The sequence below is a fragment of the Micromonospora sp. NPDC049051 genome (assembly GCF_043197575.1).
Lineage (GTDB): Bacteria > Actinomycetota > Actinomycetes > Mycobacteriales > Micromonosporaceae > Micromonospora.
Genome location: NZ_JBICTL010000004.1, coordinates 487425 through 513290 on the forward strand (window position 1 = coordinate 487425; position 25866 = coordinate 513290).

At 72.3% G+C, this 25866-nt stretch carries 25 protein-coding genes; 12 read left to right on the forward strand and 13 right to left on the reverse strand.

Annotated elements, in window-relative coordinates; translation table 11 throughout:
* Nucleotide 1: 1 nt before the first annotated feature.
* Nucleotides 2–889 carry a succinate--CoA ligase subunit alpha gene (gene sucD / locus ACGFIR_RS19035; protein ID WP_392998604.1) on the forward strand — a complete coding sequence of 296 codons (888 nt, stop codon included), beginning with the start codon at nucleotides 2–4 and terminating at the stop codon, nucleotides 887–889.
* Between the two features lie 93 nt (nucleotides 890–982).
* Here the strand turns inward: sucD and ACGFIR_RS19040 are convergent, their stop codons facing one another.
* Nucleotides 983–1249: a DUF4190 domain-containing protein gene (locus ACGFIR_RS19040; RefSeq protein ID WP_392998606.1), complete on the reverse strand. Its 267-nt coding sequence runs from the start codon at nucleotides 1247–1249 to the stop codon at nucleotides 983–985.
* Between the two features lie 158 nt (nucleotides 1250–1407).
* Here ACGFIR_RS19040 and ACGFIR_RS19045 point away from each other — a divergent pair, with 158 nt between their 5' ends.
* Nucleotides 1408–2682: a DUF6350 family protein gene (locus ACGFIR_RS19045; RefSeq protein WP_393146249.1), complete on the forward strand. Its 1275-nt coding sequence runs from the start codon at nucleotides 1408–1410 to the stop codon at nucleotides 2680–2682.
* A 60-nt stretch (nucleotides 2683–2742) separates the two neighbouring features.
* Here the strand turns inward: ACGFIR_RS19045 and ACGFIR_RS19050 are convergent, their stop codons facing one another.
* Both ACGFIR_RS19050 and ACGFIR_RS19055 read right to left on the reverse strand, forming a co-directional pair.
* On the reverse strand, nucleotides 2743–3351 hold the full coding sequence (locus ACGFIR_RS19050; protein ID WP_392998610.1) for a DUF4190 domain-containing protein: 609 nt from the start codon (nucleotides 3349–3351) through the stop codon (nucleotides 2743–2745).
* Between the two features lie 20 nt (nucleotides 3352–3371).
* The gene (locus ACGFIR_RS19055; protein WP_392998612.1) at nucleotides 3372–3671 is read right to left on the reverse strand and encodes a CD225/dispanin family protein; all 300 of its coding nucleotides are present in this window, start codon (nucleotides 3669–3671) and stop codon (nucleotides 3372–3374) included.
* A gap of 181 nt (nucleotides 3672–3852) precedes the next feature.
* On the opposite strand from ACGFIR_RS19055, the gene purN reads away from it, so the two are divergent.
* Nucleotides 3853–4473: a phosphoribosylglycinamide formyltransferase gene (gene purN / locus ACGFIR_RS19060; RefSeq protein WP_393146251.1), complete on the forward strand. Its 621-nt coding sequence runs from the start codon at nucleotides 3853–3855 to the stop codon at nucleotides 4471–4473.
* Complete coding sequence (gene purH, locus ACGFIR_RS19065) at nucleotides 4470–6041, forward strand: bifunctional phosphoribosylaminoimidazolecarboxamide formyltransferase/IMP cyclohydrolase (protein ID WP_393146253.1); 1572 nt, start codon at nucleotides 4470–4472, stop codon at nucleotides 6039–6041. The genes purN and purH overlap by 4 nt, the downstream gene beginning before the upstream one ends.
* 143 nt (nucleotides 6042–6184) lie before the next feature.
* Here purH and ACGFIR_RS19070 read toward each other — a convergent pair whose 3' ends face one another.
* The 5 genes from ACGFIR_RS19070 to ACGFIR_RS19090 all read right to left on the reverse strand — a co-directional run bounded on the left by ACGFIR_RS19070 (nucleotide 6185) and on the right by ACGFIR_RS19090 (nucleotide 11946).
* Nucleotides 6185–7213: an ABC transporter ATP-binding protein gene (locus tag ACGFIR_RS19070; RefSeq protein ID WP_393146255.1), complete on the reverse strand. Its 1029-nt coding sequence runs from the start codon at nucleotides 7211–7213 to the stop codon at nucleotides 6185–6187.
* Complete coding sequence (locus ACGFIR_RS19075) at nucleotides 7197–8234, reverse strand: ABC transporter ATP-binding protein (RefSeq protein ID WP_393146257.1); 1038 nt, start codon at nucleotides 8232–8234, stop codon at nucleotides 7197–7199. The genes ACGFIR_RS19070 and ACGFIR_RS19075 overlap by 17 nt, the downstream gene beginning before the upstream one ends.
* A 93-nt stretch (nucleotides 8235–8327) precedes the next feature.
* Complete coding sequence (locus tag ACGFIR_RS19080; RefSeq protein ID WP_392998622.1) at nucleotides 8328–9284, reverse strand: ABC transporter permease; 957 nt, start codon at nucleotides 9282–9284, stop codon at nucleotides 8328–8330.
* Between the two features lie 33 nt (nucleotides 9285–9317).
* Nucleotides 9318–10256: an ABC transporter permease gene (locus ACGFIR_RS19085; protein WP_392998624.1), complete on the reverse strand. Its 939-nt coding sequence runs from the start codon at nucleotides 10254–10256 to the stop codon at nucleotides 9318–9320.
* A gap of 85 nt (nucleotides 10257–10341) precedes the next feature.
* Entirely contained in the window at nucleotides 10342–11946 is a 1605-nt protein-coding gene (locus ACGFIR_RS19090; protein ID WP_393146259.1) for an ABC transporter substrate-binding protein, read from the reverse strand.
* A 430-nt stretch (nucleotides 11947–12376) separates the two neighbouring features.
* Between ACGFIR_RS19090 and ACGFIR_RS19095 the strand changes: the two genes are divergently transcribed.
* Nucleotides 12377–13237, forward strand: a complete 861-nt coding sequence (locus ACGFIR_RS19095) for a bifunctional methylenetetrahydrofolate dehydrogenase/methenyltetrahydrofolate cyclohydrolase (protein WP_393146261.1) — start codon at nucleotides 12377–12379, stop codon at nucleotides 13235–13237.
* A 167-nt stretch (nucleotides 13238–13404) separates the two neighbouring features.
* The gene (locus ACGFIR_RS19100) at nucleotides 13405–14355 is read left to right on the forward strand and encodes a malate dehydrogenase (RefSeq protein ID WP_392998630.1); all 951 of its coding nucleotides are present in this window, start codon (nucleotides 13405–13407) and stop codon (nucleotides 14353–14355) included.
* A gap of 56 nt (nucleotides 14356–14411) precedes the next feature.
* On the opposite strand, the gene ACGFIR_RS19105 is transcribed toward ACGFIR_RS19100, so the two are convergent.
* The gene (locus tag ACGFIR_RS19105) at nucleotides 14412–15218 is read right to left on the reverse strand and encodes an MBL fold metallo-hydrolase (RefSeq protein WP_393146263.1); all 807 of its coding nucleotides are present in this window, start codon (nucleotides 15216–15218) and stop codon (nucleotides 14412–14414) included.
* Between the two features lie 137 nt (nucleotides 15219–15355).
* Between ACGFIR_RS19105 and ACGFIR_RS19110 the strand changes: the two genes are divergently transcribed.
* Nucleotides 15356–16573 carry an NADP-dependent isocitrate dehydrogenase gene (locus ACGFIR_RS19110; RefSeq protein WP_132231004.1) on the forward strand — a complete coding sequence of 406 codons (1218 nt, stop codon included), beginning with the start codon at nucleotides 15356–15358 and terminating at the stop codon, nucleotides 16571–16573.
* 571 nt (nucleotides 16574–17144) lie between these two features.
* Here ACGFIR_RS19110 and galT read toward each other — a convergent pair.
* From galT to ACGFIR_RS19130, 4 genes are all read right to left on the reverse strand, one after another.
* The gene (gene galT / locus ACGFIR_RS19115) at nucleotides 17145–18221 is read right to left on the reverse strand and encodes a galactose-1-phosphate uridylyltransferase (protein WP_393146265.1); all 1077 of its coding nucleotides are present in this window, start codon (nucleotides 18219–18221) and stop codon (nucleotides 17145–17147) included.
* On the reverse strand, nucleotides 18218–19039 hold the full coding sequence (locus ACGFIR_RS19120) for a DeoR/GlpR family DNA-binding transcription regulator (RefSeq protein WP_392998636.1): 822 nt from the start codon (nucleotides 19037–19039) through the stop codon (nucleotides 18218–18220). Before ACGFIR_RS19120 ends, galT begins: the two co-directional genes overlap by 4 nt.
* Before the next feature lie 105 nt (nucleotides 19040–19144).
* Nucleotides 19145–20674, reverse strand: a complete 1530-nt coding sequence (gene cysC, locus ACGFIR_RS19125; protein WP_392998638.1) for an adenylyl-sulfate kinase — start codon at nucleotides 20672–20674, stop codon at nucleotides 19145–19147.
* Between the two features lie 107 nt (nucleotides 20675–20781).
* Complete coding sequence (locus ACGFIR_RS19130) at nucleotides 20782–21333, reverse strand: DM13 domain-containing protein (protein WP_393146267.1); 552 nt, start codon at nucleotides 21331–21333, stop codon at nucleotides 20782–20784.
* 187 nt (nucleotides 21334–21520) lie between these two features.
* Between ACGFIR_RS19130 and ACGFIR_RS19135 the strand changes: the two genes are divergently transcribed.
* The 5 genes from ACGFIR_RS19135 (at nucleotide 21521) to ACGFIR_RS19155 (ending at nucleotide 25763) form a co-directional block, all read left to right on the forward strand.
* Nucleotides 21521–22435, forward strand: a complete 915-nt coding sequence (locus ACGFIR_RS19135; RefSeq protein ID WP_392998642.1) for an ABC transporter ATP-binding protein — start codon at nucleotides 21521–21523, stop codon at nucleotides 22433–22435.
* Nucleotides 22428–23309 carry an ABC transporter permease gene (locus ACGFIR_RS19140; protein WP_392998644.1) on the forward strand — a complete coding sequence of 294 codons (882 nt, stop codon included), beginning with the start codon at nucleotides 22428–22430 and terminating at the stop codon, nucleotides 23307–23309. The genes ACGFIR_RS19135 and ACGFIR_RS19140 overlap by 8 nt, the downstream gene beginning before the upstream one ends.
* Entirely contained in the window at nucleotides 23306–24265 is a 960-nt protein-coding gene (locus ACGFIR_RS19145) for an ABC transporter ATP-binding protein (RefSeq protein ID WP_393146269.1), read from the forward strand. The genes ACGFIR_RS19140 and ACGFIR_RS19145 overlap by 4 nt, the downstream gene beginning before the upstream one ends.
* 4 nt (nucleotides 24266–24269) lie before the next feature.
* Nucleotides 24270–24980, forward strand: a complete 711-nt coding sequence (locus ACGFIR_RS19150; protein WP_392998648.1) for an ABC transporter permease subunit — start codon at nucleotides 24270–24272, stop codon at nucleotides 24978–24980.
* Between the two features lie 96 nt (nucleotides 24981–25076).
* Entirely contained in the window at nucleotides 25077–25763 is a 687-nt protein-coding gene (locus ACGFIR_RS19155) for a hypothetical protein (RefSeq protein WP_393146272.1), read from the forward strand.
* The last annotated feature ends 103 nt before the right edge of the window (nucleotides 25764–25866 follow it).

Consider the following 25866-nt stretch of genomic DNA (forward strand, 5'->3'; position numbering starts at 1 on the left):
AATGGCTATCTGGCTGACCAAGGACTCGAAGGTCATCGTCCAGGGGATGACCGGTTCCGAGGGTTCCAAGCACACCCGGCGGATGCTCGCCGCGGGCACCAACGTCGTCGGCGGCGTCAACCCGCGCAAGGCGGGCCAGACGGTCGACTTCGACGGCACCCAGCTGCCGGTCTTCGCCAGCGTCGCGGACGCGATGGCGCAGACCGGTGCGGACGTCACGGTGATCTTCGTACCGCCGCAGTTCACCAAGGGCGCGGTCGTCGAGGCGATCGACGCGGGGATCGACCTGGCCGTGGTGATCACCGAGGGCGTGCCGGTGCACGACACCGCCGCGTTCTGGGCGTACAACGTCGCCAAGGGGGAGCGGACCCGGATCATCGGCCCGAACTGCCCGGGCATCGCCTCGCCGGGCGCCTCCAACGCCGGCATCATCCCGGCCGACATCACCGGCACCGGCCGCATCGGCCTGGTCAGCAAGAGCGGCACGCTGACCTACCAGATGATGTACGAGCTGCGCGACATCGGCTTCTCGACCTGCGTCGGCATCGGCGGTGACCCGATCATCGGCACCACGCACATCGACGCGCTCGCCGCGTTCGAGGCCGACCCGGACACCGACGCGATCGTCATGATCGGTGAGATCGGTGGCGACGCCGAGGAGCGGGCCGCCGAGTTCATCAAGGCGAACGTGACCAAGCCGGTGGTCGGCTACATCGCCGGCTTCACCGCGCCGCCCGGCAAGACCATGGGGCACGCCGGTGCGATCATCTCCGGCTCGGCGGGCACCGCCGACGCCAAGAAGAGCGCGCTGGAGGCCGTCGGCGTCAAGGTCGGCAAGACCCCGACCGAGACCGCCAAGCTCATGCGGGAGATCATGTCCGCGGGCTGAGCCCGGCTGACGTACGACCGGAGGGCCGACCGTTCGCGGGCGGCCCTCCGTCGTTGCCGGCGCGACGTGACCGGCAGCGGCGCCGGGATGGCCTCAGTCGTTGTAGAGCGGGTAGTTGCCGCCGGCCCAGAGGATGCCGCTACCGATGATGTTGAGCACGCCGAACGCGATCGCCAGGTAGCCGAGCACGGGGGACTGGCCGAAGCGCTTGGCGTCCCGGATCGACAGGTAACCGAAGACGATCCCCAGGATGCCGCAGCAGAGCAGGCCGAGGATGATGCCGAGCACGCCCCAGAGCACCGTGCGGTCGCTCCCGGCCGCGGCCGGCGGCGGCGGGGGCGGTGGATACGGAGTGTTCACGGCTCTCCTCCGGGCGTCGGTGTCACGACCCTCGGTCGCGTCCCTGCGCCCGAGGCTAGACCGGATCGGGGGCCGGAGATGGTGGATCACGGAACTCGTCGCCGCTGCGGGGCGGTATCGGACTGCCGCTGCCGGCCCGGCATGCCAGAGTAGACGCGATGTCCTCCGTCACCCCTGATCAGCCCAGCCGTCCCGGCACCGGCGTCGGCCCCGGCGCCCGGCCCGCCGCGCCCGTCGGACGCGGCCGGCGGGTGCCCGCGCCGCGCGCCGGCGAGCCGCGCCGCAGCCGCGCCCCGCTCGCCGTCGCCGCCGGGGTGGCCGCCGGCTGGGCGGCGCTCACCTCGTGGCTGCCGGTCGTGGTCGTGCTCTGGCTGTTCCAGCTCAGTGAGGGTGCGGCGTCCGTGTCGGACGCGCTCCGCGCCGGCCTGGCCGGTTGGCTGCTCGGGCACGGCGTCCCACTGGAGACCGTCGCCGGTCCGTTCGGGCTGGCCCCGCTGGCGCTGACCGCACTGGTGTTCTGGCGGTTGACCCGGGCGGGCGTGCACACCAGCCGGGCCATCGGCGCGCGCGGCGGGCGGTCACCCCGGCAGGCGCTCCTCGCCGCCGGCGCGGTCGGCGTCGCGTACGCGCTGCTCGGGGTGCTCGGCGCGGCCCTGGCCGGCGTCCCCCTGGTCCGCGCCGGGCTGACCCTCCTGCTGTTCGGCACCCTCGCGGCCCTGGTCGGCGCGGCCCGGACCACCCACGTGGCCGGTCTGCTCGCCGCGCGCTCCCCGGAGCCGCTGCGCGACGGCATCCGCACCGGGCTCGTCGCCGGGCTGCTGCTGTTGGGCGCGGGAGCCGGTGCGGCGGGGCTCGCCGTGGCCACCGGAGGCGGGGACGCCGCCGACCTGATCGGGGCCTACAACACCGGGGTCGCCGGCCAGGCCGGGATCACGCTGGTCAGCCTCGCCTACGCGCCGAACGCCACGATCTGGGCGGTCAGCTACCTGCTCGGCCCCGGCTTCGCTGTCGGCACCGACACCGCCGTACGCACCAGTGAGGTCTCCGTGGGGGCGCTGCCGGCCGTACCGCTGCTGGCCGGGCTGCCGCGCGGGCCGGTCGACGGCCTCGGGGCCGCGCTGCTCGCGGTGCCGGTCCTCGCCGGCATGGCCGCGGGTTGGCTGCTCGCCCGCCGGCTGCTCCGGATCGCCGCCGACGACCGGGCGCCGCTGCGCTGGGGACCGCTGCTCGGGCCGGCGGCGCTCGCCGGTCCGGTGGCCGGCCTGCTGCTGGGCGTCGCCGCGGCGGCCTCCGCCGGGTCGCTCGGCGGCGGCCGGCTGGCCGAGGTGGGGCCCGTCGCCTGGCAGGTGGCGGCGGTGGGGGCGGCGGTCATCACGGTCGGGGCGGTGATCGGCGCCGCCGCGACCCGTGCGCTGTCCCGCACGCCCCGCTGAGGGCCGACAAAACCGGAGGGGCGCCCCGGCCGAGCCGGGACGCCCCTTGTCGCATGCCGGTCAGGGGATGAAGAAGCCCAGGCCGAGGAAGCCGAACTGGAGCAGGCTGAGCACGATGCCGACGGCGCCGCAGATCAGGCCGGCGAGGGCCTGACCGCCGTTGTCGGCGAGTCCCTGGTCGGCCTTCTGCTTGCCCATCCACCCGGTCACCAGCGCGCCGATGCCCAGCGGGATGCCGAGGTAGCAGCAGACCAGCGGGATCGACGCGATGCCGATGATCATGGACACCAGGCCGAGGGTGTTCTCCTGCTGTCCCGGCCCCTTACCCGCGAACCCCGCGTTCGGGTACATGGGCGGCGGCGCGTACGCCTGCTGTCCGTACGGGTCCTGGTACGGCGGCTGGCCGTACGGCTGGCCCGAGCTGGGCTGCTGCCCGTACGGGTCCGGCTGGCCGTACGGCTGGCCGGAGGTGGGCTGCTGCTGACCGTACGGGTTCGGCGGAGCGGCGTACGGGTCCTGCGGGGCGTACGGATCCTGCGGCTGCCCGGAGACGGGCTGCTGACCGTACGGCGCCGTCGGCGGCAGGGCGTACGGGTCGTGGTGCGGCGCGGTCGGATCCTGGTGCGGCTGCTGACCGTACGGATCCTGTCCGGGGTAGCCGGGCTGCATGCGACTCCTCGTCCGATCTGTCAGTAGCTGCTGGTGGAGGTGCTGCCGCCCACCACGCCGGCGAGCCCACCGAGCAGGCAGCACAGCAGCACGATCACGTACCAGCTGATGCCGACGATGAGGGCCCACTTGGACCACTTCTTCGACTCGGCGGCGGCGGCCTGGGCCCCGGCGTAGTCGCCCTGCTGGAGCAGCGGGTTCACCTTGGAGGCGTTGATGATCGCCGGGATGGCCAGCGGCCAGAAGAGGAAGATGGCGACGATCGACATCGTCATGTTGTTGTTGATCTGCGGCTGCTGCGGCTGGTATCCGGGCTGCATCTCGGCGTACTCCTCATTCCACTCGACACCCCGTTGGGGCGTCGGATCACTGACGGGTGCGGGCCTGACGCGCGCCGGCCCGAGCGACCGGCAGCGTACCTGGTCCCGGCCATTCACGTCGTCGGTGAATGTCGCAATGCCCAGCGGATGGAGCAGACGGCACGCCCGATAGGCTGGCCCGGTGACCGAGCCCGCGCCCGTCGCCCGCATCGTCGTCCTGGTCTCCGGCTCCGGGAGCAACCTTCAGTCCCTGCTAGAGGCGGGTGCCGATCCGGCGTACGGGGCCAGGGTGGTGGCCGTCGGCGCGGACCGGTACGGCATCGCGGGTCTGGACCGGGCCGTCGCGGCGGGAGTGCCGACCTTCGTGGAGCGGATCGCCGACCACCCCAGCCGCGAGGACTGGGACGCGGCGCTGACCGCCCGGGTCGCCGAGCACCGGCCGGACCTGGTCGTCTCCGCCGGCTTCCTCAAGCTGGTCGGCCCGCGCTTCCTGGCCGCCTTCGGCGACCGCTACCTGAACACCCACAACACGCTGCTGCCGGCGTTTCCCGGCATCCACGGTCCGCGCGACGCCCTCGCCTACGGGGTGAAGGTCACCGGGGCCACGCTCTTCTTCGTCGACGCGGGCATGGACACCGGCCCGATCGTCGCGCAGGTCGCCGTGCCCGTGCACGACGACGACGACGTCGAGACGCTCACCGAGCGCATCAAGGAAGCCGAGCGGCGCCAGCTCGTCGAGCAGGTGGGCCGCCTGGTCCGCGAAGGTTGGACGATCACCGGAAGAAAGGTCACTGTTCCGTGAGTTCCACTCAGGACGAGCGCCGCCCGATCAGGCGGGCGCTGGTCAGCGCGTACGACAAGACCGGCCTGGTCGAGCTGGCGCGGGCGCTGCACGCGGCCGGGGTGGAGATCGTCTCGACCGGCAGCACGGCCTCGACCATCGCCGGCGCGGGCGTGCCGGTGACCCCGGTGGAGACGGTGACCGGCTTCCCGGAGATCCTCGACGGCCGCGTCAAGACGCTGCACCCGAAGGTGCACGGTGGGCTCCTCGCCGACCTGCGCAAGGACTCCCACGTCGCCCAGCTCGACGAGCACGGCATCGCGGGCATCGACCTGCTGGTGTCGAACCTCTACCCGTTCCAGGCCACGGTCGCCTCCGGGGCCGGCGTCGAGGAGTGCGTCGAGCAGATCGACATCGGCGGTCCGGCCATGGTGCGGGCCGCCGCCAAGAACCACGCCTCGGTCGCCGTGGTGACCGATCCGGCCGCGTACCCGGCGCTGCTCGCCGCGCTCGACGGGGGCGGCTTCACGCTGGCCCAGCGGCGGGTGCTGGCCGCCCGTGCCTTCGCCGTCATCGCCGAGTACGACGTGGCGGTGGCCGAGTGGTGCGCCACCACGCTGGCGCCCGAGGAGAACGGCTGGCCGGACTTCGCCGGGCTGGCGCTGCGCCGCTCGGCGGTGCTGCGCTACGGCGAGAACCCGCACCAGCCGGCCGCGCTCTACGTCGACCCGGCCAGCCCGGCCGGGCTGGCCCAGGCCGAGCAGCTGCACGGCAAGGAGATGTCCTACAACAACTACGTCGACGCCGACGCGGCGTGGCGGGCGGCCAACGACTTCGCCGACCAGCCGGCGGTGGCGATCATCAAGCACGCCAACCCGTGCGGCATCGCGGTCGGGGCCGACGTGGCCGAGGCGCACCGCAAGGCGCACGCCTGCGACCCGGTGTCCGCGTACGGCGGGGTGATCGCGGTCAACCGGCCGGTGAGCGTGGAGTTGGCCCGGCAGGTCTCGGAGATCTTCACCGAGGTGCTGGTGGCGCCCGGGTTCGACGAGGGCGCGGTGGAGGTCCTCCAGGCCAAGAAGAACATCCGGCTGCTGCGTGCGGCGGCGTACGACCCGCTGCCGGCGGAGTGGCGGCAGGTCACCGGCGGCGTACTGGTGCAGGTGGCCGACCGGATCGACGCCGAGGGCGACGACCCGGCCAACTGGCGGCTGGCCACCGGGGAACCGGCCGACGAGGCGACCCTGCGCGACCTGGCCTTCGCCTGGCGGGCGGTGCGCGCGGTGAAGAGCAACGCGATCCTGCTCGCCAGGGACGGCGCGACCGTCGGTGTCGGGATGGGCCAGGTCAACCGGGTCGACTCGGCGCAGCTCGCGGTCAGCCGGGCCGGAGCGGACCGCGCCGGCGGCTCGGTCTGCGCCTCGGACGCGTTCTTCCCGTTCGCCGACGGCCCGAAGATCCTCATCGACGCCGGCGTCCGCGCGATCGTGCAGCCGGGCGGCTCGATCCGCGACGACGAGGTGATCGCCGCCGCCAAGGAGGCCGGCGTCACCATGTACCTGACCTCCACCCGCCACTTCTTCCACTGACCCACCCCCACCCCCCCACCCCCCCCTTCCTTCTTGAGGGGTCGATCATGCAGTTGTGGTGCCCCGCGGAAGGGGCGAAAAGGTGCTGTCCGCCCACCGCAACTGCATGATCGACCCGGACGGGGGGCGGGGGAGCGGGCGGGTCAGGGGGTGGGGCGGAGGGCGGCGAAGTGGCAGGCCGAGGGGTGCGGGTCGGCCGCGCGGGGGACCGTGTGGGGCTCCTCGATGGCGCAGACCTCCTGCGCCTTCCAGCACCGGGTGCGGAAGTTGCAGCCGCTCGGCGGGTCGGCCGGGCTCGGCACGTCGCCGGTGAGCCGGATCATGCTGCGCTGGTCGCGGGCCTCCGGGTCCGGCACCGGCACGGCCGAGAGCAGCGCCTGGGTGTACGGGTGCGTGGCCCGCTCGTAGATCTCGTCCTCGGTGCCGATCTCCACGATCTTGCCGAGATACATGACCGCGACCCGGTCGGAGATGTGCCGGACCACCGACAGGTCGTGCGCGATGAAGATGTACGACAGGCCGAACTCGTCCTGGAGCTTCTCCAGCAGGTTGATCACCTGGGCCTGGATCGACACGTCGAGGGCGCTGACCGGCTCGTCGCAGACGATGATCTCGGGTCGCAGGGCGAGCGCGCGGGCGATGCCGATGCGCTGCCGCTGGCCGCCGGAGAACTGGTGCGGGTAGCGGTTGATGTGCTCCGGGTTGAGGCCGACCACGTCGAGCAGCTCCCGTACCCGGCCCTGCCGGCTGGCCTTCGGCGCGGCGTCCGGGTGGATCTCGAACGGCTCGCCGATGATGTCGCCGACCGTCATCCGGGGGTTCAGCGAGGTGTACGGGTCCTGCATGACCATCTGCATGTTGCGCCGCAGCCGGCGCAGCTCGGCACCGGAGGCGGAGAACAGGTCCCGTCCCTCCAGGGTGGCCCGGCCCGCGGTCGGCGTCTCCAGCCGCATGAGCAGCCGGGCCAGCGTCGACTTGCCGCAGCCGGACTCGCCGACCACCCCGAGGGTCTCGCCCCGGCGCAGCTCGAAGCTGACCCCGTCGACGGCCTTGACCGCGCCGACCTGCCGCTGGAACAGCACGCCCCGGCGGATCGGGAAGTGCTTGACGAGATCGTCGACGGCGAGGATCGTCTCGCCGCGCACCTTGGTCGGGCTAGCGGGCGCTGTCATCACGCACCTCCTGGGCGAAGTGGCACGCGCTGGTCCGGCCGTCGCCGAGGACCAGGTCGTCCGGCACCACGTCGCCGCAGACCTGCTGCACGTACGGGCACCGGGGGTGGAAGGGGCAGCCGGACGGGATCCGCATCAGGTTGGGCGGCAGTCCCTTGATCGTGGCCAGCTCCTGACCCCGTACGTCCAGCCGCGGGATCGACTCCAGCAGCCCCTTCGTGTACGGGTGGGCCGGCGCCCGGTAGAGCGAGCGGACGTCGGCGTGCTCGACGATGCGGCCGGCGTACATGACGGCGATCCGGTCCGCGACGCCGGCCACCACGCCGAGGTCGTGCGTGATCAGGATCATCGCCATGTCGAGGTCGCGGCGCAGGTCCGCCAGCAGGTCCATGATCTGGGCCTGCACGGTGACGTCGAGGGCGGTGGTGGGCTCGTCGGCGATCAGCACCCTCGGGTTCATGGCCAGCGCCATCGCGATCATGACGCGTTGCCGCATTCCGCCGGAGAACTGGTGCGGGTAGTCGCCGAGCCGGCTGGCGGCTGCCGGGATCCGTACCAGGTCCATCAGCTCGACGACCCGCCCGCGGGCGTCCGCCTTGGACATGCCCTCGCGCCGGCGCAGCGTCTCGCCGATCTGCCAGCCGACCGGGAAGACCGGGTTCAGCGCGGAGAGGGCGTCCTGGAAGATCATGGCGATCTCCTTGCCGCGTACCTGCCGGCGCTGCTCCTCCGGCAGCTTCAGCAGGTCCCGCCCCTGGTAGAGGACCTTCCCGGAGCGGATCACGGCGGGCGGCGTGTCGAGGATGCCCATGATCGCCTGCGCGGTGACCGACTTGCCGGAGCCCGACTCGCCGAGCACCGCGAGCGTCTCACCGGGATCCAGGTGGTACGACACCCCGTTGATCACCTTGGCCACGCCCTCGCCGGTGCGGAACTCGACGTGCAGGTCCCGTACGTCCAACAGGTGCCCACCCTCGGGCGTCGGTGAGGCCGGCGTGGGCCGGACGGCGGACTGACTCACGGTTCACGCCTTTCGCTCGCGACTGCGGGGCTCGCTGCGCTCACTCCTCGCGCTCGCATGGTTCACGCCTTTCGTTCGCGACGGGTGGGCGCGTCATCGCAGCTTCGGGTCGAAGGCGTCGCGGATCGCGTCGCCGAGCATGATGAACGCCAGGACGGTCAGCGCCAGGAACGTCGAGGGGACCAGCAGCGGGGTGGCGGCCTCCCGCATGTGCACCCGGCCGGAGTCGATGTCGATGCCCCAGGAGATGGTCGGGGCCCTGAGCCCGATGCCGAGGAAGCTCAGCGTGGCCTCGGCGGCGATGAACGAGCCGAGGGCGATGGTCAGCACCACGATCGCCGGGGCGAGCGCGTTCGGCAGGATGTGCCGCAGCATGATCCGGCCGTCGCCGGCCCCGAGCATCCGGGCCGCCGCGACGTAGTCCTGCTCCTTGGCGGTGATCACCGAGGAGCGGACGACGCGGGCGGCGGTGGTCCAGCCGAGGATCGCCAGCACGAAGACGACCGCGCCGATCCGGACCGCCGAGCTGTCGCTGTTGACCCGCTTGAGCAGCACGATCGCGGCGAGCAGGAGCGGGATGCCGAGGACGATGTCGATCACCCGGGAGAGCACCGCGTCGACCCAGCGGCCGAAGTAGCCGGCCAGCATTCCGACGGTGAGCGCGATCAGGCCGGTGAGCAGCGCGGAGAGCGCGCCGACCAGCAGCGACGCGCGGGCCCCGTAGACCGCCCGGGAGTACGTGTCGCAGCCCTGGAAGTCGTACCCGAAGATGGCCCCGCCGGACGGCCCGGCGTGCTGGCGGGCCAGCACGCAGTCGCGCGGGTCGTTGGCCGTGAACAACCCGGGAACGGCCGCCATGGCGGCGACCAGCACCACCAGGGCGAGGCTGATCCAGAAGATCGGCTTGCGGCGCAGGTCGCGCCAGGCGTCGCCGGCCAGGCTGCGGGGCTTCTGCGGTACGCCCACCTGGCTCGGCGCGCCCGGCTCACCCGACGGTCCCCGCCGCGCGGTCTGGTTCTCGGTCGCGGCGACGGTCTCGAAGTCACTCATGGCCGACACCTCGCTGCGTGCTCCCGCACCTGCTCACTCATAGCGGATCCTCGGGTCGAGTACGGCGTACAGGACGTCCACCACCAGGTTGGAGACGAGGTAGACCACGACGAGCACGCTGACGATGCCCACCACCAGCGGGCCGTCCTCCGTGCGGATGCCGCGGAAGAGGTTGAAGCCGACCCCGGGGATGTTGAACACGCCCTCGGTGATGATCGCGCCGCTCATCAGGTTGCCCAGCTCGACGCCGAGGAAGGTGACCACCGGGATGAGCGAGTTGCGCAGCACGTGGACGGTGACGATCCGCCGCCTCACCAGTCCCTTGGACCGGGCGGTGCGGACGTAGTCGGCGCGCAGGTTCTCGGCCACCGACGTCCTGGTCAGCCGCAGGGCGGTGGCCAGCGAGAGAGAGCCGAGCACGATGCCGGGCAGCAGGAGCGCGTACAGGTCCGGGTTGGCGCCGGCGGTGGGCGGGAAGAGTTGCCACTTGACGCCGAGGAGGTACTGCGCCAGCGGGGCGAGCACGATCGTCGGGATGCCGAGCACCAGCAGGGTCAGCAGCAGCGTCGAGTTGTCGAAGATGCTGGCCCGCCGGATGCCGGCGAGTACACCCGCGGTGACGCCGAAGAGGATGGTGACCGCCATGGCGATCAGCGCCAGCTTGACCGTGACCGGCCAGGCGGCGGCCAGGATGTCCCCGATCGAGCGTCCGGTGAGGGACTGCCCGAGGTCACCCTGGAGCAGGTTCTTGAGGTAGTCGAAGTAGCGGTAGAAGAAGCCACCGACCCCGGTCCGGTCGAGGTGGAACTTCTCCGTCAGGTACGCCCGCTGCGCCGCCGTGACCGGGCGCTCGCCGGCGAGCGCCTGGATCGGGTCGCCCTGGCCGGCGAACATCAGCGCGTAGACGATCAGCGTCGTCCCGAAGAACGCGAGGACCATCTGGAGCAGACGCCGCAGGATGAAGCGGAACATACTTGGCAGTCTGGCGGAAAAAGTGCGAAGAGGATGGCGGGTCGGGCCACCGTACGCCGATGGCCCGACCCGTCATGCCGTGGTGTTACTTGACGGCCTCGATCTTCAGCAGGTCGATCCGGTCGAAGAGATCCATCTCCACGTTCGTGACCTTGGTCGAGTGGCCGAAGTTGTTCTGGCCGTACCGCAGCGGGATCACCGGCAGGTCCTGCGCCAACAGGTCCTCCGCCGCCTGGTACTTCTTGATCGCCTCTTCCTCGTTCGCGGCGCTGGCGCCCTCGGCGAGGAGCTTGTCGAAGTCCGGGTTGGCGTAGCCGTAGTAGTTCGACGAGCCGTTGCCGCTGTACAGCGGGCCGAGGTAGTTCTCCATGGACGGGTAGTCCATGACCCAGCCCATCCGGAACAGGCCGACGGGCTGCTTGTCCTTCACCTTGGTCAGCAGGTCCGCGAACTTCGGCTCGGCGGTGCCCACGCAGTCCACGCCCAGGTTGGCCTTGAGCTGGTTGCAGGTCGCGTCGATCCAGTCCTTGTGGCCGCCGTCGCCGTTGTAGGACAGCTCGATCTTCGCGGGGCCGCCCGCGGCCTGGTAGAGGGCCTTGGCCTTGGCCGGGTCGAACTCGCCGGCCTCGCCGATGGTGTTGTCGCGGTAGCCCGCGACGACCGGCGAGACGAACGAGCGGGCCGGCTGCTGCGAGTCCTTGAAGATCGACTTGGTGATCTCGTCCCGGTCGATCGCCATCGAGATGGCCTTGCGCACGTCCGGGTTGCTGAACTCCTCCTCGAAGGTCGGGAAGGCCAGGAACTGGAACGACGAGGCGGGGCTCTGCTTGAACCGGTCGCCGAGGTCGGTGTCGGCCGTCGAGAGGTTCTCGGTCGGGATGGTCTTGATGACGTCCAGGTTGTCCGAGAGCACGTCCGCGTACGCGGCGGTCGGCTGCTGGTAGATCCGGAACTCGACGCCGGCCACCTTCGGCTTCTCGCCGGGGAAGGCGTCGTACTTCTCGACCTCGACCTTGGCGTCGTGCTGCCAGGTGCCCTTCATCTTGAACGGGCCCTGGCCGACCGGCGCCTGCTCGTACCCCTCGGCCAGCACGCCCGGGGCGGAGAACGCCGCCTTGGGCATCGGGTAGAAGGCGGTGTAACCGAGCATGGTCCGGAACTCGCTGTACGGCTGGGACAGCGTGACGGTGAAGGTCAGGTCGTCGACCTTCTTCAGCCCGCTGAGCGTCTTCGCCTTCGGGGTCTCGCCCTGCATGTCCTCGTAGCCGGCGATCTTCTCGAAGAAGTAGCTGGAGTTCTGGCCGTTCGGGGCGTAGGCGCCGTAGTTCCAGGCGTCGACGTAGTTGTCGGCGGTGACCTTCTCGCCGTTGTGGAAGGTGTAGCCGTCCTTCAGCTTGACCGTCCAGGTCGTGTTGTCCTCGGACGTCACCGACTCGGCCGCCACCTCGTAGGGCTTGTTGGCCTCGTCGTAGTCGACGAGCGGGCTGAACAGGGCGGCGAGCACCTGTGAACCGCTCGTCTCGTTGGTGTTGGTCGGCACCAGGTGCTGCGGCTCGGCGATCTCGATCCGCACGGCCGCGTCGGGGTTGCTCTCGCCTGATCCACCGTCGCCGCCCGAGCCGCAGGCCACCAGGCCCAGGGTCACCGCGAGCGGGAGGGCGGTCCAGGCAGCGAACCTACGAACACGCATGTAGCCTCCTCATCTCCTCACGCTGCGCAGTCAGGCCCGGCGTTGGGTGTACGCTGCGCAACGTTGGGCAACGGTAGGCCGCCGGTCGGCGATCGACAACGACCGGGTTGCGAACGGGTAACGGAGTCCCGGTGGAGGGCTTGCCGGGACGGGCTGCGTCTGCTAATGCCGCTGGCGCGGAAACCGAGCGCTGAGCTGTGAAAACTCTCGACGCTTCCGGTTCCCGTCGCGAACGGGCTGCCACCCTGCGTCCGCTCGCGCGAGGCGTGTCCGACCATCCCGCGAAGTGCCGGGAGTCCGGATCTGGGAGCGACCCCCATCACTCGATGGTGACTCACGGTGATTAAACCCACGTCACCCATCGTGATCGGCGAGTCGGCTTGGCTCAGGTCGTCGGATGGCCGGCCGTGGGCCGTGAGACGATCTGGACGTGACGGCGACGCTTCTGGACGGCAAGGCGACCGCGGCCGAGATCAAGGACGAGCTGCGGACACGGGTCAAGGCACTGGCGGAACGCGGTATCACCCCCGGGCTCGGCACCGTCCTGGTCGGTGCGGACCCCGGCTCCCAGGCGTACGTCAACGGCAAGCACCGGGACTGCGCCGAGGTGGGCATCGCCTCGATCCGCCGCGAGCTGCCGGCCGACGCGACCCAGGCGCAGGTCGACGCCGTGCTCGCCGAGCTGAACGCCGACCCGGCGTGCCACGGCTACATCGTCCAGCTGCCGCTGCCGGGCCACCTCGACACCCAGCGGGTGCTGGAGCTGATCGACCCCGACAAGGACGCCGACGGGCTGCACCCGGTCAACCTCGGCCGGCTCGTGCTCGGCTACGACGGTCCGCTGCCCTGCACCCCGCGCGGCATCGTCGAGCTGCTCCGCAGGCACGACGTGGCGCTGCGCGGCGCCAAGGTCGCCGTGGTCGGTCGCGGCAACACCGTCGGCCGCCCGCTCGGCCTGCTGCTCACCCGGCGCAGCGAGAACGCCACCGTGACCCTCTGCCACACCGGCACCCTCGACCTGGCCTCGCACACCCGGGCCGCCGACATCGTCATCGTGGCCGCCGGCGTGCCGGGCCTGCTCACCGCCGACATGGTCACGCCGGGCGCGGTGGTGGTCGACGTCGGCATCACCCGGGTGATCGGCCCGGACGGCAAGGGTCGCTACACCGGCGACGTCGCCCCCGAGGCGGCGGAGGTGGCCGGCAAGCTGGTGCCCATGCCGGGCGGTGTCGGCCCGATGACCCGCGCGATGCTGCTGACCAACGTGGTGGAGCGGGCCGAGCGCGGCTGAGCCCCGTCCGGCTCCCAGCCAATGGGACGTCCGGCCGCCCCGCCCCGGAGCCGGGACGACGGTGACGTTCGCCCCATCCTGGCGATGGCCGCCGCCCCTGCCCTGAGGGGTGCCAGGATGACTGATACGGTCCGGAAAACCGACTGGTAGCAGGGAGTGGGACGACCATGGGTAAGAAGGTCACTGTCGTCGGGGCTGGCTTCTACGGCTCCACCACCGCGCAGCGCCTGGCCGAGTACGACGTCTTCGACACCGTCGTGATCACCGACATCGTGGAGGGCAAGCCCGCGGGTCTCGCCCTGGACCTCAACCAGTCGCGCGCCATCGAGGGCTTCGAGACCAAGGTGGTCGGCGTGACCACGGGCCCGAACGGCGAGGGCTACGAGGCGATCGAGGGCTCGGACGTCGTGGTGATCACCGCCGGCCTGCCGCGTAAGCCGGGCATGAGCCGGATGGACCTGCTCGAGACGAACGCCAAGATCGTCCGTCAGGTCTCCGAGAACGTCGCCAAGTACGCCCCGAGCGCCGTCGTCATCGTGGTGTCCAACCCGCTGGACGAGATGACCGCGCTGGCCCAGCTCGCCACCCAGTTCCCGAAGAACCGGGTCCTCGGCCAGGCCGGCATGCTGGACACCGCCCGGTTCAGCAACTTCGTGGCCGAGGCGCTGAACGTACCGGTGAAGTCGGTCAAGACGCTGACCCTCGGCTCGCACGGCGACACGATGGTGCCGGTGCCCTCCAAGAGCACGGTCGACGGCAAGCCGCTGCGCGAGGCCATGCCGGCCGAGCAGATCGAGGAGCTGGTCGTCAAGACCCGCAACGGCGGCGCCGAGGTGGTCGCGCTGCTCAAGACCGGTTCGGCGTACTACGCGCCGTCCGCCGCCGCCGCCCGGATGGCCAAGGCCGTCGCGGAGGACTCCGGCGAGGTCATGCCGGTCTGCGCCTGGGTCGACGGCGAGTACGGCATCTCCGGTGTCTACCTGGGCGTCGAGGCCGAGATCGGCGCCGAGGGCGTCAAGCGGGTCGTCGAGACCGACCTGGACGCCGACGAGCTGGCCAGCCTGAAGGAGGCCGCCGAGGCCGTCCGCGCCAAGCAGGGCGACGTCGCCAACATGTGATCCACCCGTCGAAGGGGCACGCCGGTCCGCCGGCGTGCCCCTTCGACGTCTGCGTCCTACAGCGCGACGAACGCCTCGCCCAGGTGCGGGGTGGCGAGCACCGCGGGGCCCCGCGCGGCCAGGTCGCGCAGCAGGCCCACCCGCGAGGCACGCGCCGCGTCGGCGTCCTCCTCGTGGGCGTACGCCAGCCCGGGGTCGACCAGTTGCACGGCGTGCACCAGCAGGTCGCCGGTGAGCAGCAGCCGCTCGTCGCCGACCTCCAGCAGCACCGACTGGTGCCCGGGCGTGTGCCCCGGTGTCGGCAGCAGCCGTACGGTCGGGTCGAGCCTCTCCTCGCCGTCGACCACCCGGAGCTGGCCGGCGGCGCGCAACGGCGCGACGAGGCCGGCCGACAGCCCCGGGTTGAGCTGCCCCACGGCGGCCAGCTCGGCCCGTTGGAGCAGGTAGTCGGCGTTCGGGAAGTGCGGCGTGCCCGGCGAGCCGGTGACCGCCCAGCCGACATGGTCGGTGTGCAGGTGGGTGAGCACCACCGTGCGTACGTCGGCCGGGTCGATGCCGGCGGCGGCGAGCTCGGCCGGCAGCCGGCCGGGCACCGGCGCCCAGCCCGAGGCGGGGGAGCCGGCCGGGCCGATCCCGGCGTCGACCAGGGTCACCGGCCCGTCCCCGGCGCGGATCGCGAAACTGCGGAACGGCAGCCACCACCGCCCGTCGGCGGTCACCGTGGCCGGGTCCCTCCGGTCGGCCGCGCGCCAGTGCTCCGCCGTGGCGTCCGGGAACGCCTCCGCGCGGGGCTGGAAGAACGGCCCCTCGCCGTCGGTGAGCGCGGTGACCGTGATAGACCCGAGGTTGCGGCTCAGTGGCATCCGGCGATGGTGCCAGCGGTCTCCCGTGCCGTGCACGTCGTTATTCCGGCCCGACCGAGGCCGGCTGAGGGTTGCCGACCAGTTTCCAGTACGCTCGTACTGCTTGAGCACGTGTCCCCCGAGAGGAGCGCCGGCCGATGGCGAAGATCAAGGTAAACAACCCGGTCGTTGAGCTCGACGGCGACGAGATGACCCGGATCATCTGGAAGCAGATCCGGGAGCAGCTGATCCTGCCCTACCTCGACGTCGACCTGCACTACTACGACCTGTCGATCCAGCACCGCGACGAGACCGACGACCAGGTCACCGTCGATGCCGCCAACGCCATCAAGGAGCACGGCGTCGGCGTCAAGTGCGCGACCATCACCCCGGACGAGGCCCGGGTGGAGGAGTTCGGTCTGAAGAAGATGTGGCGGTCGCCGAACGGCACGATCCGCAACATCCTCGGCGGTGTCGTCTTCCGTGAGCCGATCATCATGTCCAACGTGCCGCGGCTGGTCCCCGGCTGGACCAAGCCGATCATCATCGGCCGGCACGCCCACGGTGACCAGTACAAGGCCACCGACTTCGTCGTCCCGGGCCCGGGCACGGTGACCATCACCTACACCCCGGCCGACGGCGGCGAACCGATGGAGATGGAGGTCGCCAACTTCCCCGGCGGCGGCATCGCCATGGGCATGTACAACTACGACGAGTCGATCCGGGACTTCGCCCGCGCCTCGTTCCGCTACGGCCTGGACCGCAACTACCCGGTCTACATGTCGACCAAGAACACCATCCTCAAGGCGTACGACGGTCGGTTCAAGGACATCTTCGCCGAGGTGTTCGAGGCCGAGTTCAAGGCCGAGTTCGACGCCGCCGGTCTCACCTACGAGCACCGGCTCATCGACGACATGGTCGCCGCCGCGCTCAAGTGGGAGGGCGGCTACGTCTGGGCCTGCAAGAACTACGACGGTGACGTGCAGTCCGACACCGTCGCGCAGGGCTTCGGCTCGCTGGGCCTGATGACCTCGGTGCTGCTCTCCCCGGACGGCCGTACGGTCGAGGCCGAGGCCGCGCACGGCACGGTCACCCGGCACTACCGGCAGTGGCAGAAGGGCGAGAAGACCTCCACCAACCCGATCGCGTCGATCTACGCCTGGACCCGGGGCCTGGCCCACCGGGGCAAGCTGGACGGCACGCCGGCGGTCACCGAGTTCGCCAACACCCTGGAGCAGGTCATCGTCGACACCGTCGAGGGCGGCCAGATGACCAAGGACCTCTCGCTGCTCATCTCGCGGGACGCCCCGTGGTTGACCACCGACGAGTTCATGAACGCGCTCGACGAGAACCTGGCCCGCAAGCTCTCCGCCTGAGTCTCCACCCGCCCCGTCGAGGGGCAACCGGTCCGCCGGCGTGACCCCTCGACGGGCCTCCCGGTGGCGTCACCGCTGTGGCGCTGCCGCTGCGGCACCCAGGAGCCCGCCGGCATCCCCGGCGGGCTCCCACCGTTCCCACGGTGCCTGCTCTCCCCGCCGGCCGTCCCGCCCGCCGCCCGCCGGCTCCTCGGCTCACCCGTTTTCGCGGCGTGTCGGCGGGGCGACACGCGGGTCGCGTCACCTGCTTCGGCGCGCCTCGTTGACCTGGGTGGACGAGATGCCAGTCGCGTCCAGGAAGGTTGACCGCGGTCGCCTCGCGGCAAGCGTGCCGATCAGCCAGCCTTCCCGGCTGTCGCGCACAGCCAGCCGTCCCTTCCCTGCGGGGGGCCCTGTCCCGGGCCCCCCGCGCCCTGTCTTCCCACCAATCTGCGACGGCGGTCGGCTGTCGGCTCGCCGGGCCCGGACGTGCGGAAGGACCCTCCTCCACGACAGGCGTCAGGAAGGTGCCCTTCCTGCCACCCGGTGCGCGGAAGTTCGGGCGGTCACACCCTGGGCAGGAGTTCGGCGGTCACGCCGCGCGCAGGAGTTCGGCGGCGCGCTCGGGAGCGACGTCGCTGATGAAGACGCCCATCGCGGACTCCGATCCGGCCAGGTACTTCAGCTTGTCCTTCGCGCGCCGGATGCTGAACAACTGCAGGTGCAGGTGGCTCAGCTCGCGGTCGACGCGTACCGGGGCCTGGTGCCAGGCGGCGATGTAGGGCATGGGCGCGTCGAACAGCCCGTCGAAGCGGCGCAGCAGGTCCAGGTAGAGCGGCCCGAAGGCGTCCCGCTCGGCGTCGTCGAGCGCGGGGACGTCCGGCACCGGCCGGTGCGGGGCCACGTGCACCTCGAACGGCCAGCGGGACGCCGCCGGGACGTACGCCGTCCAGTGCTCGTTGCTGGCGACCACCCGGTCGCCGGCGGCCCGCTCGGCGGCGAGCACGTCGGCGTAGAGGTTGCGCCCGCCGGTGCGGTCCGCGTGCCGGCGGGCGGCGGCCAGCAGCGCCCGGGTCCGTGGCGTCACGAAGGGGTACGCGTAGATCTGACCGTGCGGATGGTGCAGGGTCACGCCGATCTCCACGCCCCGGTTCTCGAAGCAGAACACCTGCTCCACCCCGGGCAGTCGCGCGAGCGCCGACGTGCGGTCGGCGAGCGCGTCGAGGACGGTACGCACCCGGCGCGGCGGGAGGGTGGCGAAGGAGGCGTGGTGGTCGTCGGTGAAGCAGACCACCTCGCAGCGGCCCCGACCGGGCCGGACCGGGGTGAACCCGGTGATCTCGGCGGGCTCGTCGGCCACCCGGCCGCTGAACGCCGGAAACCGGTTCTCGAAGACGGCGACGTCGTAGTCGGGCGCCGGGATCTCGCTCTGCCGACCGTCGGTGCTGGGGCAGAGCGGGCACTGGTCGGCCGGCGGGAGGAAGATGCGGCTCTGCCGGTGCACGGCGACGGCGACCCACTCGTCGGTCAACGGGTCCAGGCGCAGCTGCGAGGCGGGCGGCGGCGGGGGCAGTTCGCGCCGGTCGGGCTGGTTGCGGACGGCGTCGTCGCGTTCGTCGAAGTAGATCAGTTCCCGGCCGTCGGCCAGCGTGATCGCGGTGCGCTTCACCTCGACGTCCCCGCGGCGCTCGTCGTGGCCGCCCGTTCCGTGCCCGTCGCGGGCACCACCACCAGCTCGCCCACCCGGTCGGCGAGCACCCGCCGCGCGTCGGGGGGCAGCCGGTCGTCGGTGACCAGCACGTGGGCGGCGGAGAGCTCGACGATCGAGGAGATGCCGACGGTGCCCCACTTGGTGTGGTCGGCGAGCACCACCAGCCGGTCGGCGGCGGCCACCAGGGCGCGGTCGGTCTCCGCCTCCATCAGGTTCGGGGTGGTGAATCCCGCCCGTTCGGTGATCCCGTGCACGCCGAGGAAGAGCAGGTCCAGGTGCAGCGACCGGATGGCGGCGACGGCCAGCGGTCCGACCAGCGCGTCCGACGGCGTACGCACCCCGCCGGTGAGCACCACCGTCTGGTCCGACCGGCCGCCGGCGTGCAGTATCTCGGCCACCGGCAGCGAGTTGGTGACCACGGTCAGGCCCGGGACGTCGGTCAGTCGGCGGGCCAGCTCGGCGGTGGTGGTGCCGGCGGAGAGGGCGACCGCCGCCCCGGGCCGGACCAGCTCGGCGGCGCGGCCGGCGATGGCCGCCTTCTCCGCGAGCTGCCGCACCGACTTGGCCCGGAAGCCCGGCTCGTCGGTCGAGCCGGGGCCCGCCACCGTGGCACCGCCGTGCACCTTGGCCAGCAGGCCGCGCTCGTGCAGCGCCTCCAGGTCGCGGCGGATGGTCATGTCCGAGACGCCGAACTCGGCGGCCAGCTCGGAGACCCGTACGCCGCCGGTGGCGCGGACGCGGTCCAGGATGGCCGCCTGCCGTTGCTGAGCGAGCATTCCCGGTACCTCCGCGCCTGCCGCGTACCCTCACGCGGTTGAACGTGTTCGAACAAGTTTGAACACTAGCGCGGGGCAGGGAACCACGGACAGGCGGAGGGCCGATCAGAGGGACGGGTGTCGGGGCTCGACCCAGCCCGTCTCGTTCAGGTGGTGCAGGACGGCCTCCACCGCCTCGTCGATCGTCAGGTCGCTGGTGTCGACCACCAGGTCCGCGTCGGTCGGCTCCTCGTAGGGGTCGTCGATGCCGGTCATCCCGGTGAGCAGGCCGGCTCGGGCCCTGGCGTAGAGGCCCTTGCGGTCGCGCTGCTCGCAGACCTCCAGCGGCGTGGCCACGTGCACCAGCAGGAAACCCGCGCCGGCGGCCAGCGCCATCTCCCGGGCGGTCGCGCGGGCCTGCGCGTAGGGGGCGATCGGGCAGCAGATGCCGACGCCGTGGTGCCGGGCGATCTCCGCCGCCACCCAGCCGATCCGCCGGACGTTGAGATCCCGGTCGGCCTTGCTGAAGCCCAGCCCGGCGGAGAGTTCGCGGCGGACCACGTCCCCGTCGAGCAGCGTGACGCTCCGGTCGCCCTGCTCGCGCAGCACGTCGGCCAGGCCCCGGGCGATCGTGGACTTGCCCGAACCGGAGAGCCCGGTCAGGAAGATCACCAGGCCCCGGTGCCGCCGGGGTGGCCGGGCCCGCGCCAGCTCCTTCGCCACCGCCGGCGGGGTGTGCCACTCGGGCAACGGGAAACCCCGGTCCAGCAGGTCGTCGATCTCCGGCTGGGTCAGCGCCAGGCGCCGGTTGCGCGGCGGGATGTCCTCCCGCCAGCGCCACTGCCCGTCGCGGTTGTCGTAGGCCAGCTCGCGCGGCACCAGCACCCGCAGGCCGGCGCCGGAGAGCATCTCGCCGGTGGAGAGCAGGTGCGTGACGCCGTACGCCGCCGACACCCGGGCCCGCAGCAGAGCGTCGCTGATCTCGTCGCGCCGGCGCGACAGCGGTACGGCGACCAGCGTGGCCGGCGGCATCCGGTCGCGGGCCGCGAAGATGCTGCGGACGAGCGACTCCGGGGGCAACCCGCCGAGGGCGTCCTCCCCGACCGGGATCATCACCAGCAGGTGGGCGCCGAGCGTGCGGACGGCGTGCGCGATCTGGGCGAGCTGCGGCCGGTGCAGCGGGCGGTCGGCGATCACCCCGAGCACCCGCCCCGACGGCAGCAGCGGGCGTACCTCCTCCGGGGTGCGGCGCAGCCGCTGGAACGGGCCGTGGCCACCGTCGCCGAGCCGGCGGACGGTGCCCCCGACGCCGGCCACCCCGTCGCGGACCGGCCACGCGTCGGCGACCTCCAACGCCGCGACCGGCGCGCCCTCGCCGTCGGTGAGCACCAGGGTGCGGCGTGCCTCGTCGCGCGGGTCGAGGCCCTGGGCCAGCGCCGTCGGCACCTGGAGGGTCACCGGCACCGGCCACGGCGAGCCGTCGGCGAGCCGGCCCCGGCGGCTCACCGAGACCAGGTCGGCGCGGGTCATGAAGCCGACCAGCGGGGCGTACGCCCCGATCAGCAGCAGCTCCAGGTCGGCCAGCTCGCCGGGGCGCGGCGTGTACGCCGGCGCATCCCGGAGCACCTCGTCGGGCAGCACCCAGCTGTTGCTCATCCATCCCCCAAACGACGCTGGTCGGCACACAGTTTCTCAGCCGGCCTGCGATCGGTCGAGAGCGCCACTCCACCCGGGCGCCACGGTAGGGGGTGGCGGCCGGTGGGTCAGCGGGGCGGGGTCAGGGGCGCGGCCCCGAAGGAGACGGCGAACCGCTTGCACCAGATGGAGACGCTGGTCAGGCCCGTCAGGTCGACGTCGGCCGGGATGTCGTAACCCTGGTCGCCCCGGTTGCCCTTGAGCCGGCCCAGCTCGACCCACCGGCCGTCGTCGAAGACCCGCCACCCGGCGGTGCCGCTGCGCACCGGCTGGTCGGTGAGCCAGACCCGCAGGTCAGGGCCGTTGGAGGTGGCCAGGCCGACGAGTTCCAGCCGATGCCGCCCGTCGGGGGTGCGGACGATCCGCGCGCTGCCCGACGTGTCGTGCTCGTGGGTCACGAAGTCGCCCTGCCCGACGAGGACCGGTCCGGCGGGGGCGGGCGCGGCACCCGTGGCGGAACCCGTCGGCGCCGGCGTGGCCGCCACGCTGGAGAGCGCCTCGTCGACCTCGGCGTCGGTGACCAGCCTCCAGGGCTGGAACCAGTAGAGGCCGAACGCCGACCCCGCGGCGAGGACGGCGACCACCACCCACGTCAGCGGCGCGCGCAACAGTCGGGTCACGCGTCCAGTGTGTCGGCCCGGCCGCGTCCTGTCTGCCCCGTCCGGCCTGGCTGAGGTCGCTGCGTGCCGACAGTGCCGGCGGCCCGCCACCTGCAGGGACCCTAGGGGACGCGGGCCGCCAGGATCAGGGGAGTGCCCGGGGGCGAGCCGCTGCCCACAGCGGGCGTCGCCTCCTACGCTGTACGACGTGACACTCATCGCGACCGAGTCGCTGACCAAGACGTACGGGGGTGGGGTCACCGCGCTGGCCGACCTGACCGTCGCGGTCGAGCCGGGGATCGTGGGGTTGGTGGGCGCGAACGGCGCCGGCAAGTCCACCCTGATCAAGATCCTGCTCGGCCTCCTCGCCCCGACCAGTGGCCGGGTCCGGGTGCTCGGCCTCGACCCGACCACCGACTCCGCCCAGGTCCGCGCCCGGGTGGGCTACATGCCCGAGCACGACGCCCTGCCGCCGGACCTCTCCGCCGCCGAGCTGGTCACCCACCTCGGCCGGATCAGCGGGCTGCCGCGTACGGTCGCCCGGGAGCGGGCCTCCGAGGCGCTGCGGCACGTCGGGCTCTACGAGGAGCGCTACCGCCCGGTCGGTGGCTACTCCACCGGCATGAAGCAGCGGGTCAAGCTCGCCCAGGCCCTCGTGCACGACCCCGACCTGCTGCTCCTCGACGAGCCGACCAACGGCCTCGACCCGGCCGGCCGCGACGCCATGCTGGCGCTGGTGCACCGCATCGGCACCGAGTTCGGCATCTCCGTGCTGGTCTGCTCGCACCTGCTCGGCGAGGTCGAGCGGATCTGCGACACCCTGGTCGCCATCGACGGCGGGCGGCTGCTGCGCGCCGACCACATCTCCGCCATGACCTCGGCCACCGACGTGCTCGCCGTGGAGGTCAGCGAGGGCACGGAGGAACTGGCCGCCCGGCTGGCGGCGCTCGACCTGCCGGTCCGCCGGGACGGCCGCCTGCTGCTGGTCGAGCTCGCCGACGACGCCACCTACGACCTGATCCTCGGCGCGGTCGCCGAGCTGGACCTGCCGCTGCACCGGCTGGACCAGCGCCGGCACCGGGTGGCCGAACTCTTCGCCACGAGGGAGCCCAGCCATGCCTGAGCCGACCGGCGTCATCCACGACATCGGCTACCAGCGCTACACCGGCCCCCGGCTGGGCCGCCGGGCCGTCTTCGGCGCCCTCTACCTGCACGGCGTGCGGACGGCGTTCGGGCTGGGCCGCAGCGCCAAGGCCAAGATCTTCCCCTGGCTGGTGGTCGCCATCGTCACCGTGGTGGCCGCCGGGCTCACGGCGGTGCGTAGCCAGATCGGCGAGGCGGTGATGACGTACGCCCAGTTCGCCGACAACATGAGCTGGCTGGTCATCTTCTTCGTCGCGGTGGTGGCTCCCGAGCTGGTCTCGCGGGACCTGCGCAGCGGCGTGCTGCCGCTCTACTTCTCCCGGCCGCTGCCGCGTTCGGACTACCCGCTGGCCAAGCTGCTGGCGCTGGCGACCGCGCTCTGGTTGCTGCTCGGCGGGCCGCAGCTGGTGATGTTCCTGGGTGCCGCCTTCACCACCGGCGACGGCATGCGCGGCGTCTGGAACGAGCTGCTCGACCTGTTGCCCAGCCTGCTCTACGCCGGGCTCTGGGCGGCGGTCTTCGCCTCGGTCGGGCTGCTGGTCGCCTCCCTGACCGGCAAGCGGGCGTTCGCGGCCGGCGGGATCGTGGCCGTGTTCCTGATGACCACCCCGATCGTCGGCACCCTGTCGATCATGCCCTCCCAGACGGTCAACGAACTGGCCTTCCTGGCCTCGCCCTCGACGATCGTGGGCGGGGTGGGCACCTGGGCGCTCGGCGACCTGCTGCTGTTCGAGGGGGAGGGCGGAGTGCCGATCGGCGACTTCGGCCCGGTCTACGCGGTCGCCGCCGTGCTGCTCGTGGCCGGCTGCGTCGCCCTGCTGATGCTGCGATACCGGAAGGTGGCCGCCCGATGACCACGATCAGCGTCGACCAGGCGGCGGGGACGCCGACCGCCGCCGCCAGCACCCTCGCCCTCGCCGGCGTCTCCCGCTGGTACGGCAACGTGGTGGCCGTCAACGACGTCAGCATGAGCCTCGGCCCCGGCGTCACCGGCCTGCTCGGCCCGAACGGCGCCGGCAAGACCACGCTGCTGCACATGATGGCGGGCTTCCTCGCCCCGTCGCGCGGGGCGGTCAGCCTGGACGGCCGGCCCACCTGGCGCAATCCCGAGGTCTACCGTCGGCTCGGCCTGGTCAGCGAGCGGGAGGCGGTGCACACGTTCCTCACCGCGTACGAGTTCGTGCTGGCCAGCGCGAAGCTGCACCGGCTGCCGGACCCGGCGGAGGCGGCCCGCCGGGCGATCGCCCTGGTGGAGATGGAGGGCGCGCAGGACCGCCGGATCGGCACGTACTCCAAGGGCATGCGGCAGCGCGCCCGGGTGGCCGCGGCGCTGGTGCACGAGCCGCAGGTGCTGCTGCTCGACGAGCCGTTCAACGGGATGGACCCGCGCCAGCGGCTGCACATGATGGAGCTGCTGCACCGCCTCGGCGACGCCGGCCGCACCATCCTGTTCAGCTCGCACATCCTGGAGGAGGTCGAGCAGGTCTCCGGCACCGTCCAGGTGATGGTCGCCGGCCGGCTGGCCGCCTCCGGCGACTTCCGTACCATCCGCCGGCTGATGACCAACCGGCCGCACGTCTTCGCCGTGCACTCCACCGACGACCGGGCGCTCGCCGTGGCGCTGATGGCCGAGGCGTCGGTGACGGGGGTCGAGCTGGGCCGCGCCGGGTTGACCGTGCGGGCCGGCGACTACGGCGCGTTCACCCGCGTCCTGCCGAAGATCGCCCTGGCCAAGGGCATCCGGGTGCGGCAGTTGGTGCCCGAGGACGAATCCCTGGAGAGCGTCTTCTCCTACCTCGTGGAGGCCTGAACCCATGTCTACCGTTTCCTGGATCACCGTGCGGGGGCTGTTCGGGCGTCGCCGGTTCCTCCTGCTGCTGCCCCTCCCGGTGGTGCTGGTGCTGCTCGCCGTGCTCTCCCGCTCGCTCGGGGTGGACCCGGGCCAGTGGGGCCCGCCGGTGCTGGTCGGCCTCGGCCTGGCCGTGGTGCTCCCGGTGGTCGCCCTGATCGTCGGCACCGGCGTGCTCGGGGCCGAGATCGACGACGGCACGGTCGTGCACATCCTGACCAAGCCGCTGCCGCGCTGGCAGATCGTGCTGCCCAAGCTGGCGGTGGCCACCGGCGTCACCGCGGTCACCGTGGCCCTGCCGCTCTACGTGGCGGGCGTGCTGGCCGACTCCGTACGGCTCGGGTTGGCGCTCGCCGCCGCGTCGGCGGTCGGTGCGCTGGCGTACTCGGCGCTGTTCGTGGCGCTCAGCATGATCACCCGGCGGCCGGTGCTGCTCGGCCTGGTCTACGTGCTGATCTGGGAGGGCCTGCTCGGCAACGTCGTCAGCGGCACGAAGGTGCTCTCCATCCAGCAGTACGTGATCAGCCTCGCCGACAAGATGGCCCCCACCAGGTTGCTGGAGGCCGGCGTCTCGGTGCCGGTGGCGGCGGTGATGGCCGCGTTGATCAGCGTGGGCTTCACCGTGCTGGCGATCGACCGGCTGCGCTCGTTCAGCGTGGCCGGCGAGACGAGCTGATCTCCGCCGGTCCGGGCGCCCCGCCGCCCGCCGAGATCCGCGGCGCGACGTGACGGTCGTCCGGGCGGCCCGACCCGCGATGGTAGGGCTGTCCGGATGGACCGGGTCGGGCGGCTGGGCGAGGCTGACGGGGTGAGCGCGGAGACGGGGCTGGTCATGACTCGGGAGTCGTACCCGGATGCCGGCCGGCACTGGATGGTCAGCCTGGCGGTGGCCGGACTGGCGGCGGCGGCGACCACCACGGCCGCGCAGGCCACCGGGCACTTCCACTGGTGGGCAGGGTTCGTGCTGATCCCCGGCGCGCTGATCGCCGCCACCGGCGGGCCGCTGCTGGCCCGGGGCGGCGGGCGGGCCTTCGCCGGCTACGTGGTCGCCTGCCTCGGCGCGCTGGTCTTCGCGGTCGGGGCGCTGCTGATGTTCGGCGTGTTCGGGCGGGGCTGGCCCCTGATGGTGATCCTGCCCTGCCTGGCGGTCGCCGGCACCTACCACTGGCGGCTGTTCCACCCGCTGGCCCGGGGGCTGCACCGGACGGTCTCCCTGCTGGCGCTGGCCGGCGCCCTGCTGCTCGGCGGGACGCTGCAACTGATCCGCGTCGGCCTGGTCGGGGTGGGGGCCGCCGGGATGTGGGGGGCGTTCCTGATGCTGGCCGGGGTGATCGTGCTGGGCAACGCGGTGGAGCTGACCCGGCACCGGATGCCGTACCGCCTCCAGGCGATCACCCTGCTGGTCGGCCCGGCCGTCGTCGCCTTCCTGCTCGGGCTGCGCCTTTTGCGCGGCTGGTAGACCTCACCGCGCCGGATGGGCTCGCCAGCCCGGTGCCGCGCCAGCCCCGCCCCGCCGCGCCAGCCCCGTCCCGCCGCGCCGGGTGGGGCGCGACGGGGCGGGC

Excerpts from the sequence above, each read along its gene's own strand:
- ACGFIR_RS19100 (WP_392998630.1), top strand. The coding sequence starts at position 13,405 with ATGGGTAAGAAGGTCACTGTCGTCGGGGCTGGCTTCTACGGCTCCACC.
- ACGFIR_RS19145 (WP_393146269.1), top strand. The coding sequence starts at position 23,306 with ATGACCACGATCAGCGTCGACCAGGCGGCGGGGACGCCGACCGCCGCC.
- ACGFIR_RS19120 (WP_392998636.1), bottom strand. The coding sequence starts at position 19,039 with ATGCTCGCTCAGCAACGGCAGGCGGCCATCCTGGACCGCGTCCGCGCC.
- cysC (WP_392998638.1), bottom strand. The coding sequence starts at position 20,674 with ATGAGCAACAGCTGGGTGCTGCCCGACGAGGTGCTCCGGGATGCGCCG.
- ACGFIR_RS19140 (WP_392998644.1), top strand. The coding sequence starts at position 22,428 with ATGCCTGAGCCGACCGGCGTCATCCACGACATCGGCTACCAGCGCTAC.
- ACGFIR_RS19085 (WP_392998624.1), bottom strand. The coding sequence starts at position 10,256 with ATGTTCCGCTTCATCCTGCGGCGTCTGCTCCAGATGGTCCTCGCGTTC.
- ACGFIR_RS19080 (WP_392998622.1), bottom strand. The coding sequence starts at position 9,284 with ATGAGTGACTTCGAGACCGTCGCCGCGACCGAGAACCAGACCGCGCGG.
- ACGFIR_RS19050 (WP_392998610.1), bottom strand. The coding sequence starts at position 3,351 with ATGCAGCCCGGCTACCCCGGACAGGATCCGTACGGTCAGCAGCCGCAC.
- ACGFIR_RS19045 (WP_393146249.1), top strand. The coding sequence starts at position 1,408 with ATGTCCTCCGTCACCCCTGATCAGCCCAGCCGTCCCGGCACCGGCGTC.
- ACGFIR_RS19150 (WP_392998648.1), top strand. The coding sequence starts at position 24,270 with ATGTCTACCGTTTCCTGGATCACCGTGCGGGGGCTGTTCGGGCGTCGC.
- ACGFIR_RS19155 (WP_393146272.1), top strand. The coding sequence starts at position 25,077 with ATGGACCGGGTCGGGCGGCTGGGCGAGGCTGACGGGGTGAGCGCGGAG.
- ACGFIR_RS19055 (WP_392998612.1), bottom strand. The coding sequence starts at position 3,671 with ATGCAGCCCGGATACCAGCCGCAGCAGCCGCAGATCAACAACAACATG.
- ACGFIR_RS19110 (WP_132231004.1), top strand. The coding sequence starts at position 15,356 with ATGGCGAAGATCAAGGTAAACAACCCGGTCGTTGAGCTCGACGGCGAC.
- ACGFIR_RS19105 (WP_393146263.1), bottom strand. The coding sequence starts at position 15,218 with ATGCCACTGAGCCGCAACCTCGGGTCTATCACGGTCACCGCGCTCACC.
- ACGFIR_RS19070 (WP_393146255.1), bottom strand. The coding sequence starts at position 7,213 with ATGACAGCGCCCGCTAGCCCGACCAAGGTGCGCGGCGAGACGATCCTC.
- sucD (WP_392998604.1), top strand. The coding sequence starts at position 2 with ATGGCTATCTGGCTGACCAAGGACTCGAAGGTCATCGTCCAGGGGATG.
- ACGFIR_RS19090 (WP_393146259.1), bottom strand. The coding sequence starts at position 11,946 with ATGCGTGTTCGTAGGTTCGCTGCCTGGACCGCCCTCCCGCTCGCGGTG.